The sequence below is a fragment of the Bacillus haikouensis genome (assembly GCF_013179555.1).
Taxonomy (GTDB): Bacteria; Bacillota; Bacilli; order Bacillales; family Bacillaceae_B; genus Rossellomorea; species Rossellomorea haikouensis_A.
This window is the reverse complement of sequence record NZ_JABMCR010000145.1, coordinates 1-11,042: the sequence shown is the minus strand read 5'-3', so window position 1 is coordinate 11,042 and position 11,042 is coordinate 1. Positions and strand designations below refer to the sequence as shown.

At 39.9% G+C, this 11,042-nt stretch carries 9 protein-coding genes and 1 tRNA gene; 9 read left to right on the top strand and 1 reads right to left on the bottom strand.

The window, feature by feature from the left end:
* The 5 genes from HP456_RS14190 to HP456_RS14170 form a co-directional block, all read left to right on the top strand.
* The coding region (locus HP456_RS14190) for a helix-turn-helix domain-containing protein (RefSeq protein ID WP_172252188.1) at positions 1–453 on the top strand (453 nt) is incomplete at its 5' end.
* Between the two features lie 25 nt (positions 454–478).
* Positions 479–2,524, top strand: coding sequence for a hydantoinase/oxoprolinase family protein (locus tag HP456_RS14185; RefSeq protein WP_172252186.1), 2,046 nt, complete (start codon positions 479–481; stop codon positions 2,522–2,524).
* A gap of 1 nt (position 2,525) precedes the next feature.
* Positions 2,526–4,271, top strand: coding sequence for a hydantoinase B/oxoprolinase family protein (locus tag HP456_RS14180; RefSeq protein WP_172252184.1), 1,746 nt, complete (start codon positions 2,526–2,528; stop codon positions 4,269–4,271).
* A complete protein-coding gene (locus tag HP456_RS14175) occupies positions 4,268–4,597 on the top strand; it encodes a cupin domain-containing protein (RefSeq protein WP_172252182.1) in 330 nt (109 codons plus the stop codon). The genes HP456_RS14180 and HP456_RS14175 overlap by 4 nt, the downstream gene beginning before the upstream one ends.
* A gap of 51 nt (positions 4,598–4,648) precedes the next feature.
* A complete protein-coding gene (locus tag HP456_RS14170; RefSeq protein WP_172252180.1) occupies positions 4,649–6,001 on the top strand; it encodes a purine-cytosine permease family protein in 1,353 nt (450 codons plus the stop codon).
* Positions 6,002–6,724: 723 nt separating this feature from the next.
* On the opposite strand, the gene HP456_RS14165 is transcribed toward HP456_RS14170, so the two are convergent.
* Positions 6,725–6,821, bottom strand: a tRNA-Sec gene (locus HP456_RS14165).
* Positions 6,822–7,106: 285 nt separating this feature from the next.
* On the opposite strand from HP456_RS14165, the gene HP456_RS14160 reads away from it, so the two are divergent.
* The 4 genes from HP456_RS14160 to HP456_RS14145 all read left to right on the top strand — a co-directional run.
* Positions 7,107–7,634 carry a hypothetical protein gene (locus tag HP456_RS14160; protein ID WP_172252178.1) on the top strand — a complete coding sequence of 176 codons (528 nt, stop codon included), beginning with the start codon at positions 7,107–7,109 and terminating at the stop codon, positions 7,632–7,634.
* Positions 7,635–7,757: 123 nt separating this feature from the next.
* Positions 7,758–7,895, top strand: a complete 138-nt coding sequence (locus HP456_RS14155) for a YvrJ family protein (protein WP_172252176.1) — start codon at positions 7,758–7,760, stop codon at positions 7,893–7,895.
* A gap of 176 nt (positions 7,896–8,071) precedes the next feature.
* Positions 8,072–9,217 (top strand): exonuclease SbcCD subunit D, encoded by a 1,146-nt coding sequence (locus HP456_RS14150; RefSeq protein ID WP_172252174.1) that lies wholly within the window; start codon positions 8,072–8,074, stop codon positions 9,215–9,217.
* Positions 9,214–11,042, top strand: a 1,829-nt coding sequence (locus HP456_RS14145) for an AAA family ATPase (RefSeq protein WP_172252172.1), incomplete at its 3' end; no start/stop codon positions are given. The genes HP456_RS14150 and HP456_RS14145, both read left to right, overlap by 4 nt.

Sequence of the window (11,042 nt, the reverse complement as noted above, 5' to 3'; positions counted from 1 at the left end):
AGTTTCTTATCTCAAGTTGAAAGAGGTTCTTCTTCACTTGCAATTACTTCTTTGAAAAAAATTGCAGATGCATTTGAAGTTCCCATCACTCAATTTTTTGATTCAGAAACAAATAATAACTACGTTGTAAAAGTCGAAAGCAGGAAGCCGTTTAACATTGAAGGTTCATCATCTGCTTACACCAGGCTGAACGGGGAGTTTGCAGCCCGTTCATTAGAACCTCTTATGGTAACGCTATCGCCAAAACAAGTTCAAACACAAACATCAAGTCATCCTGGCGAGGAATTTTATTATGTATTAAACGGAGCTTTTCTCTTTAATGTTGACGGCGAAGAATATTTTCTTAAAGAGGGTGATTCAATTCATTTTCCATCAACTGTACCTCATTTATGGGAGAACCCTTTGAATGAGGAATCTACAATTCTATGTGTTTTAACTCCCGTTATTTTTTAATCTTAACAAAAGAAAGGTGGTCAATATGAGAGTAGCAACAGATATAGGTGGTACATTTACAGATCTTGTCTATGTAGATGACAGCGGAAAGGTAGGAGTGGCAAAGAGCCATACCACTCCTCCGAGTTTTGAAAAAGGGGTAATAGATGTAATCGAAAAAAGTGGAATTGACCAAAAGGCTATTAAAACGTTCATCCATGGAACTACGGTTATTATTAATGCGTTGACTGAGCGTAAGGGTGTAAAAACTGGTCTAATTACAACAAAAGGATTTCGGGATGTACTTGAAATTGCTAGAGGTAACCGCCCAGACTTATTTAATGTTCGCTATGAGAAACCAGGTCCTTTCGTTGATCGCTATTTAAGGCAAGAAGTAGAAGAGCGTATGGATTATAAAGGTGAAGTTATTACTCCACTCGATAAAGAACAGGTAAAAGAAGTTGTTGCATCTTTTAAACAAGAAGGAGTAGAAGCAATCGCGGTCTCATTTCTCCATTCTTATAAAAATTCTGAGCATGAAATACAAACGGTTGAACTAATTAAGGAAATATGGCCTGAGGTAGCTGTAACCGCTTCCCATGAAGTAACAAAAGAATGGCGTGAATATGAACGTACCAGCACAACCGTTTTAAACTCATATGTAAAACCCGTTGCAGCTTCTTACGTTGATCGGTTAAATAAGAAGCTTCTTGAAAACGAAGCAAATAGTCACAATTACATCATGCAATCAAATGGTGGTACAACAACGTTTGGGCAGGCTAAAGAGATACCTATTAATATGGTGGAATCGGGACCAGTAGCTGGGATATATGGGGCAGCCGTTCTTGGTGAGATGATTGGAGAAGAAAACATTATTGCGTTTGATATCGGTGGTACGACCGCAAAGTGTTCCTTAATCAATAAAGGTAAAGTTAAAGTTTCAACTGATTATTATATTGAAAAAAATGAACGAAGTGCAGGTTATCCTATAAAAGTTCCTGTTGTTGATATAGTTGAGATCGGAAATGGGGGAGGTTCAATTGCATGGATAGATGAGGGTGGCTCCCTTAAAGTAGGACCACAATCAGCAGGTGCTTTACCTGGACCTGTTGCATACGGACAGGGTGGAACAGAACCTACCACAACCGATGCTAATCTTGTTACGGGTCGTCTCTCCCCAGAAAATTTTGACTATGAAGTAAATCTGGATTCAGTTAAAAATGCCATTATAGCAAAAGTATCAAAGCAATATAATTTGTCCGCAGAAGAGGGGGCTCTCGGTATTATTCGAATTGCAAACTCTAACATGTTAAATGCCTTAAAGCTAATCTCCGTTCGTAAAGGTTATAACCCGAGAGAGTTTACGCTTGTAGCGTTTGGCGGTGGCGGATCAATGCATGCTCCTGCTCTTGCAAAAGAGTTAGGAGTTAAGAAAGTAGTTGTTCCTGTAGCCTCTTCCGTTTTCTCTGCATGGGGAATGCTTATGACTGATTTAAGACATGATTACATTCAGACGTTTATAAAGCGGTTAAACGAGATTGACGTTAAACAACTGAATAAAGAATGGAGAAAATTAGAATCCAAGGCTACTGCTCAATATCAGGATGAAGGTGTCAAGGCAGACAGAGTAATGTTTTCCCGTTTCGCTGACATGAGATACTTAGGACAAGAACATACGGTTAAAGTCCCTATCCCAGAAGGTGAATTAACTGAAGATACAATTAAAGAAGTGGTTCATCGTTTCCATGACCTTCACGAAAAGAACTATACTTTTAAGTTGGAAGAGTCTCCGACTGAGATTGTTAATCTGCACCTAACTGCATTTGGTACAGTAGATAAGCCTGAGCTCCAAAAACTTGAAGAATCAGATGAGAGTGTAGAATCTGCTGTAAAAGAGATGAGAAACGTCTTTTATGAAGAAATCGGGTGGACTGAGACAAACGTATATCACCGGAATCTTCTTGCGCCAGACATGGAAGTGCAAGGACCTGCAATCGTGGAGGAAACCTCCGCAACAACAGTACTTTATCCTGGGCAAACCTTAAAAGTAGACCAATACGGAAACTTAATCATTGATACGGGGGTGGAATGATATGGTGACTGAAACAAATGTGAAAGTCGATCCGTTTACGTTAGAAATAGTAAAAGATTCGCTGATTGCAACCGGGGATGAAATGTTCTATGCTCTGGCAAGAACTTCAATGAGCCCTATCATTTATGAAGTACTAGACTATGCAAGTGGGCTTACTGATGCAAAAGGCCAGCTGTTGACACAGGGAAACGGTGTAACAGGATTTATCGGAATGCTAACTTTCATGGTAAAGCAAACTCTAAAGAAATTTGACGGGAAAGATGACCTGAACCCTGGAGACATCATTATAATTAACGATCCATATGGCGGCGGAGGTTCACACCTTTCTGATGTTGGGTTAGTAATGCCGATCTTTTTTGAGGGAGAAATTGTGGCATTTTCGGCTAACAAAGCTCACTGGACGGAAGTTGGAGGAAAAGATCCTGGTTCATTTAGTAATGATGCTACAGAAATATTCCAGGAAGGTCTTCAGTTCCCATGCGTTAAGCTCTTTGATAAAGGGAAGCTTAACCAACCACTTGTCGATATTATTGAATCCAATGTTCGTTTCCCCGACCTGTCCCTCGGTGATTTATGGGCACAAGTTGCCGCCTTACGTACAGGTGAAAAAAGGGTGATGGAACTTTGCGAGAAACACGGCAAAGAAGTAGTTCTTGCATCGGTTGATCATCATCTTAATCACGGAGAACAGATGGCACGAAAAGAGTTAGCGAAATTGCCTAAGGGAACCTTTGAAGCTGAAAGTTATATTGATGACGATGGCTTTGACAATGGACCTTTTAAAATTCAAGTTAAAGTTACAATTTCTGATGATAAGTTTATATGTGATTTTAGAGGAAGCCACCCACAGGTTCCAGGACCAATTAACTGTTCTTATACAGCTCTCGTATCGGCAGTTCGAACTATTTTCCTCGCAATCACTAACCCATCTCAGGATGTAAATGATGGGGTATTTAGACCACTTGAAATTATTACTGATCCTAAATCAGTACTTGCAGCAGAACGACCTGCTCCGGTATCAATCTACTGGGAAAGTATGCTTGCTGGTGCGGACTTGATCTGGCAGGCGCTTGCTCCTGAACTACCCGAAAGGTTATCTGCAGGTCACTTATTATCTGTTTGTGCTGTTATCCTAGCAGGAAATCATCATGATACTAATGAGCCCTTCCTTATTGTGGAACCATCTGTCGGTGGATGGGGTGCAGCAAAAGGACAAGACGGAGCAAGGGGACAGTTTTGTATTGGAGACGGCGAGACATATAATGTTCCAATTGAAGTGGCAGAAACCCGCTATGGGGTTGTGATTGATGAATATAGCTTAAGAACAGACGGAGCTGGAGCCGGTGAATATATTGGTGGAGCCGGAGTAACCCGATCTTACCGTGCCATGACCGATAATCAAATGGTGTCAGCAACATTCGGAAGAAATAAATTTGTGCCATGGGGATTCAATGGTGGAGAGGAAGGCTCTCCAAATGAATTCGTTATCGAAAAAGCAAACGGCGAAGTTGATGGACCTTTCGGAATTTTTCCTCGATACCCTCTGAACACAGGAGACGTGGTTAAATTAATGACAGCTACCGGGGGCGGTTACGGGAATCCGTTTGACCGACCTGTTGATCAGGTCGCACTTGATGTTAAAAATGGCTATATCTCTTTGGATCAGGCCAAAGAAAAGTTTGGTGTGAAAGTAAATCCCGAGACTTTTGAAGTCGAAGGGGTTTCAGCTGAGAGGCAAATAAAATGAAGGTTCTCAATATTAATGACATTACTGCAGATCAGAATGAAGCTTTTTCCCTTCGGACTTTATTTCATGAAGAAAAAAACAACACCAATGTAAAGGTCGGCACAGTTACGATTTATCCCGGTCAGCGAGTGCCCTTAACAGGTGTCTCAAACCATTCAGAAAATGAATATTCAGTAATTGTAAAAGGAACCTTGAAAACAGAAATTGATGGAAAACAACAAAGGGTTTCATCCGGACAGGCAACTTATATCCCTGCTGGAGAAGAACATATTGCATTTAATGATGGGGAAGAAGAATGTGAGCTAGTATTTATCTTTGTTGGTTAGGCCTTGTCTTTGCAAGGCCTTTTTATAAAACTCATACAAGGGGATGAGAAAGTGGATGATAAGGGATTCAAAAATGCAGTTGGGAATGACGAAGCCCTTTCGGCTATTCCAGCTGATAAAAGACAGCATTGGTTAACTCCTGCAATGATTTTTGGGGGATTGGAATTTACCATTCCGGTATTAATGGTAGGTGCAACGCTTGCCGGAGCATTTGGAATGTCAAGCATCTTTTGGATCTTACTGGTTTCTTTATTTATCTTTCAATGGATTGGGAATGCAATCGCAGGATACATCGGTGCAAAAACAGGACGTTCTTCTTCAGTGATAGCTAGAACTAGCTTTGGCGCAAATCAGGCAAGGTTTATTGTTGGTCTAACTATTTTTGTCGTCTCATTAGGATGGTGGGCCCTCCAAACTGCTGTTGCAGGTAATGCGATATCCGCAATGATTGGTATCGACTATGAAAACGAGATAGTTTCTTGGGCCATTGTTACAATCATTGTAGGACTATTATTCGCGATACCATCAATTATTGGTTATGGATCGATGAAATGGACGGATTATATTGCTGTACCGGCAGGACTAGTATTAATTATTGCAGGTATTTTCTATGCGTTAAAAAATACAGGATGGGAAACAATTTCCTCTTGGAGACCTGAGCCATCCATGACCTTTTTAGCAGCAGTAAGTTTAATAATCGGTATCAATGTTTCGCAATGGGTAATTGCTTCAGATTATACAAGGTATGCCAAGCCTAAAGTAAAAGATAATATTTTAATTCCATTAGGTATTATTGCTGTCGGCTTCCCGTTATTCTATGTTGGTGCCATTATGTCTGTCGGTGTTGGAGATGCAGACATTGTAAACGTTATGATGAATCTTGGCTTTCCTGTTTGGGGGTTTCTAATCTTATGGTTTGCAACTTGGACTAGTCAGCTTGTTAATAACTACAGCATGGGATTGGCTTTGGCAAATATGTTCAATGTAAACTCAAACAAAGGTCGTGCATTGTTAACGTTAGCCGGCACAGTTGTAGCCATTGTTATCGCACTCGCTGGAATCCTGGACTACTTCATGGATTTCCTTTATATGACAGCACTCGTCTATCCAGCTATTGCTGGTGTTATGATGGCTGATTTCTTCTTTTTAAGAAATCAAAAATGGGTCGATAATAAAGGCTGGAATTGGATGGCAACAATAGCGCTTGTTGTCGGAACATTTGTAGGATATTTAACCCAGTATGTAAACTCTTTCGGGATTCCCGCAGTACAGTCGTTAATTGCTTCTGGAATTGTTTACTTTATTGCTATGAAGATTAAGGCTAATGTTAAGCCAGATCAATTTACCGAGTTTGATAATAACAATGTAGAGTACACTTCAGATAAGAAAGTAAAAACTATATAAATTAATATGAACTGATTGAATTAGAAGTAGACTTTGAAACAACAAAAGAGTAGCGTTTTAGGTTAAGAATCTTTGATACTTAGCGGTGCGGTAATTATACCCGCCGTTTTCTTTTAATTAAAGGTTATTAGTGCTTCATTACCAGAATTCAGACAGCTTTTTGTAATCCTTTAATAATCATCTGAAACACACATAGAGAACCTGAGGTTATAGACATATTTTGCTAAGGTACTCCAATGAAAAATGTTCATAGCTCGTAGTTGATGTTACAGTAAGTCGTTATATGGCTAAAAGGCATCGGATAAGTGAATCCTCATGCCTTAATTTGCCCACTTAAATATTTTTTGAATTCAATTAAATATGGAAGCAAAGAGGAATGATTAAAACGATCATTAAGCTGCTTATACCTAATTATCATTATATAACTAAGCAGAAGTTTAATAATAGTCCACTTTTTTTAATACTAAAGGTAAGACCTTTCTTAAAGACTAAAATAAAAAGGAACAGGTCCGGTCTGACAATCTGTTTAAGAACCTTAAGTGATCACCAGCTGATATAAGCGTTCAAAGTAAGAAGGGGGAAGGAATCACATTTTAATTAAATTTGAAACTTCACTCCAGTAAGAAAGAAAAAAGAAGGAGCAAACACAAAAGGTATGACAAAGGCAGAAGTTTTAGGGGATCAATGATCATCCTGAAGTTTCTTTTTATGGAGGATAAAGAATGGCGGGACTGCCTGGGAATCGAACCCAGCGGAGACGGCACGCGCCTCCCAAGAGGTTTTGAAGACCTAGGCAAGCACCAGCTCAACAATCAGCCCCGGGAAAATGAAACTATATCAGTTATAACATTTTTCAGTACAGTGTTCAATTAATTCAAGTGGTGATGTCCTTGCCGATGAATGTTGATAATGAAATTGGCAGTTTGTTTCAAATATTTGTAAAATTAGAACTTTAGTGAAAGGTTAAACTATTTCTTTACCATCCTCATATCCTCATGATAAGATACATTTTGCCGGCTAAAAAATGGAAGAAGTAAGCGATTACCTGTGGTTCGCTTTATCTCCCGCATAATTCATAGAAGAGAGACAGAAAGGGGATATGAAGATGAAAAAGTTATGGTTCTTAGGTTTAGGATTATCATTACTATTGGTTGGATGTTCTGATACTGGTTCTGAAGAAGGAAAAAAAGAAGAATCTGCAAAATCCAGTGAGGAAAATACGAACGCTGCTGGGGATTTAATGGATTTTTATCTTAATTTAACAACGACTGTTAATGGTACTGATATGGATTTGAATGCATATGAGGCAGCTGTAGGCGGAGAGGCACCCCCATCGGGTGACGAACTTGCTAAGTTAGAGGATGCAGCAGCGGTATCTGCAGAAGAGTCTGCTAAAGCTGTGGAAAATGCAGAAATTCCATCAGGACTTAATGATTATAAAAAAGACTTAGAAGACTTCAAAGCTACATTAGCGGAGTCATATACGATGAAAGCCGCGGCACTGAAAAAAGACGGAGAAGCAGATCTTACAGCAGCTGAAGAGAAGCTGATCGAAGCTGAGAATCAGATTAAAGCAATCCTTGAAGATGCCGGGCTGGTTAGTTCAAGCTTAATAAATGACTTAAACGGTTAATAACCTTATACAATGTCTACAGGTAAAACGAATCCTATAAAAAGGATTCGTTTTTTCTTATTTAACGGGGTGTCTTTTACTGCTTCATTCGCCTATATAAGAAGTGAAAGGAGGGTAAGGTATATGGAATCCATCATTCCTTTCATCTCTGAGGTCGGATTTCCGATTGTGGTGACGATGTATCTGCTATATCGCATTGAAACGAAGCTGGATGCCGTCGTTACATCCATTCAGAAATTACCTCAAAGAATGAAAGAATAACAAGCGGGAGGCCTCCTTTGGTCTCTCTTTTTTTATTCGGGCATAAATAGAAAAAAATAGTGTTTGAATATATAATAAGAACAAGTGTTCTTTGAAGGTAACAATTCCTTTTCACTGAGGTTCCTTAGTTTGATATAATTTATAATAGCGAGATAGATTGAGAGGAGACCTGAAAGTTGAAATTTATACATACTGCTGATTGGCATTTGGGAAAGTTAGTCCATGGTATATACATGACAGAAGAACAGCGATATATATTAGAACAATTCGTTAAGCTGGTAAAGGAAGAAAAGCCGGATGCCGTGGTGATAGCCGGTGATTTATACGATCGTTCCGTGCCTCCTACCGAAGCGGTGGATTTGCTGGATGAGATCTTATACAGAATCAATGTAGAATTAAATACACCGATTGTTGCTGTTTCGGGTAATCACGACAGTGCAGAAAGACTTTCATTCGGATCTTCATGGTACAAACACAGCCACTTTTACTTAAAAGGAAAAATCACAGCGGACTTTACTCCGGTAAATATTAATGGAGTGAACTTTCACTGCATTCCATATGCAGAACCGGGTACTGTGCGACAATTGCTAGATGACGATTCAATACATTCCCATCATGATGCCATGGAAGCAATCGTGAAGAGAATTAACCAGGTGATGAATCCTGAAGAGCTGCATGTTTTTGTCGGTCATGCTTTTGTCCTCGGTGGTAAAACAACTGATTCTGAGCGTACCTTGTCAGTTGGGGGCTCGGGATGTGTAGGCAGTGAATTATTCGATTCCTTCCATTATACTGCGCTGGGGCACCTGCACAGCCCTGACGCGATTAAACATGATACGGTTCGTTATTCAGGTTCACTTCTAAAGTACTCATTTTCAGAAGCAAGCCAGCGGAAGTCCGTTACGATTGTTGAAATGGGTGAAAACGGATCGTTTGATCTCAGTGAACGAACGTTGATTCCAAGGCAGGATATGCGCGAGCTTCAAGGGCATTTAGAAGAGCTGCTCGATCCGTCATTCTATCAATCTCAAAAGGTGGATGATTATTTAAAAATCACTTTGCACGATGAAGGAACCTTGATTGACCCGATTAACAAACTTCGTCAAGTCTATCCAAATGTACTGCATCTTGAACGGAGATTAGAATTGACGGATGCAAAAAAGAAAAACAGTTTCAATGTATTGGAGGATAAAAAGAAATCAGAATTGGAATTATTCAAAGAATTCCATGCGGATATGACAACCAGCGATTTTTCACCATCTAAGGAAGATATCTTGCAAAAGGTTATTGAGAAAGCAAGGCAGGAGGTGTTTGAAAAGTGAAACCTCTTAAATTAACTATGCAGGCATTCGGACCATATGCAGAGAAGGAGGAAATTGATTTCAGAAACCTGGGCAGCCGCACCATGTTTGTGATTTCAGGTAAGACTGGATCTGGTAAGACGACTATCTTTGATGGTATTTCGTTCTCGATTTATGGGAAGGCAAGTGGTGAAGATCGAAGTCCGGCTGAATTGAGAAGTCAATTTGCCAAAGATGAAGATGTAACAGAAGTGGAACTCTTATTCAGTTTAAGAGGGAAGACATATCGCATCTGGCGTTCACCTCAGCAGGACAAGAAGAAAGCCAGGGGAGCAGGGTTTACAACAATCAATGCCAGGGCTGAATTATATACATTTGATGAAGACGGGGCGGAACAGCTTCTTGCAGCAAATGTAAGAGAAGTCGATGAAAAGATAAAATCCCTCATTCAATTGGACGCCAATCAATTTCGTCAAATACTCATGATTCCTCAAGGGGAATTCCGAAAGTTGTTAACATCGGATAGTAAAGATAAGGAGGTCATCTTGCAGAGGCTGTTCCATACAGAACTTTATAAGGTGATTCAGGAAGGGTTAAAAACGGAAGCGGATGAGCTGAGAAAGACAGTGGAAGCAGCTGTTGAAACACGTACAAGAGAATTGCTGAAAATTAACACTGAAAATAATGACGAGCTTATAGAATCATTGAAGCAAGAACCTTTAAACGACAGCCGTATCCTTGGGCTTCTTCCAGCCCATATTGAAAAGATGGAGGAGCAGCAAATTAACGTCCGGCTCAACTATCAACATGTACAAAACAAAAGAGATAGCGTAAATAAGCAATTGGCAGAGGCGAATACACTGCTTCAACAATTTGAATTACGGGATAAATTAACGGATGAATTCAACAAGCTTGAGCAAAAGAAATCTGAAATGGAAAGAATGAAGAATGAAATCACACTTGCGCAAAAGGCGTCCAGATTAATAAAGCAAGATGAGTATTGCCATAAACTGAATCAAAAGCTTAAAGTCCTGAAGCTTGAACAGGAACAATTGTTGAAAGATAAGGGGTTGTTAGCGGAGAATCTGGAGCAGGCAAAGAAAAAGCTTAGTGAAGAAACAGACAAGGAACCAATCAGAAATGAGATGGTAAAAAAGGTAAACCATCTTGAAAGTATCCAAAGCGATGTTTACTCACTCGATTTGCTGCAGACGGACTTGAATGACATTACAGAACAACGCTCAAGGGAACAGCAGTTGTTAGATAAACAGACTGAACAAATCAATTTTCTCCAAGCAGGAATACGTGATAGGGAAAAGGCTTTGGAAAACTTCGAGGAAAGTCAAAGTATGCTTTACCAATATGAAAAAACGCTCCAGGATAATGAATCACTTTTAGAAACACTTAAAGAAGCCCAAACCTTGATTGACAGGATACACCAATATAAGAAAAACTCGGACTTATTGAATGAGGAATATTCAATTATCGGCAGGAAAGTTCAGGATGCCGCTGATACCGTCGCTTATCTTGATGAACAATGGCGTACAGCGCAGGCAGCCATTATAGCCGCAGATCTTGATGAAGACGCTCCATGTCCTGTATGCGGTTCACTGCAGCATCCGCATCCGGCAAGGGGAGGACACGATCTGCCTTCGGATGAAGATATGGAAAGTGCGAAGAAAACACTGCAATCCCTTCAAGATGAAGAAAAAAAAGTGAGCCTTGCAGCTGCACAGGAAGAAACCAAAATTGAAGCAACAGAGGGGCAGATTCATTCTCTGCTGAAAAAAGCTTCAAGATTCTCAAAAGATCTGACCGTTGAAAATTGTAAAATGGTCATTCAAAA

Coding starts and splice junctions, on each gene's coding strand:
- HP456_RS14185 (WP_172252186.1), top strand. CDS start 479: ATGAGAGTAGCAACAGATATAGGTGGTACATTTACAGATCTTGTCTAT.
- HP456_RS14180 (WP_172252184.1), top strand. CDS start 2,526: ATGGTGACTGAAACAAATGTGAAAGTCGATCCGTTTACGTTAGAAATA.
- HP456_RS14175 (WP_172252182.1), top strand. CDS start 4,268: ATGAAGGTTCTCAATATTAATGACATTACTGCAGATCAGAATGAAGCT.
- HP456_RS14160 (WP_172252178.1), top strand. CDS start 7,107: ATGAAAAAGTTATGGTTCTTAGGTTTAGGATTATCATTACTATTGGTT.
- HP456_RS14155 (WP_172252176.1), top strand. CDS start 7,758: ATGGAATCCATCATTCCTTTCATCTCTGAGGTCGGATTTCCGATTGTG.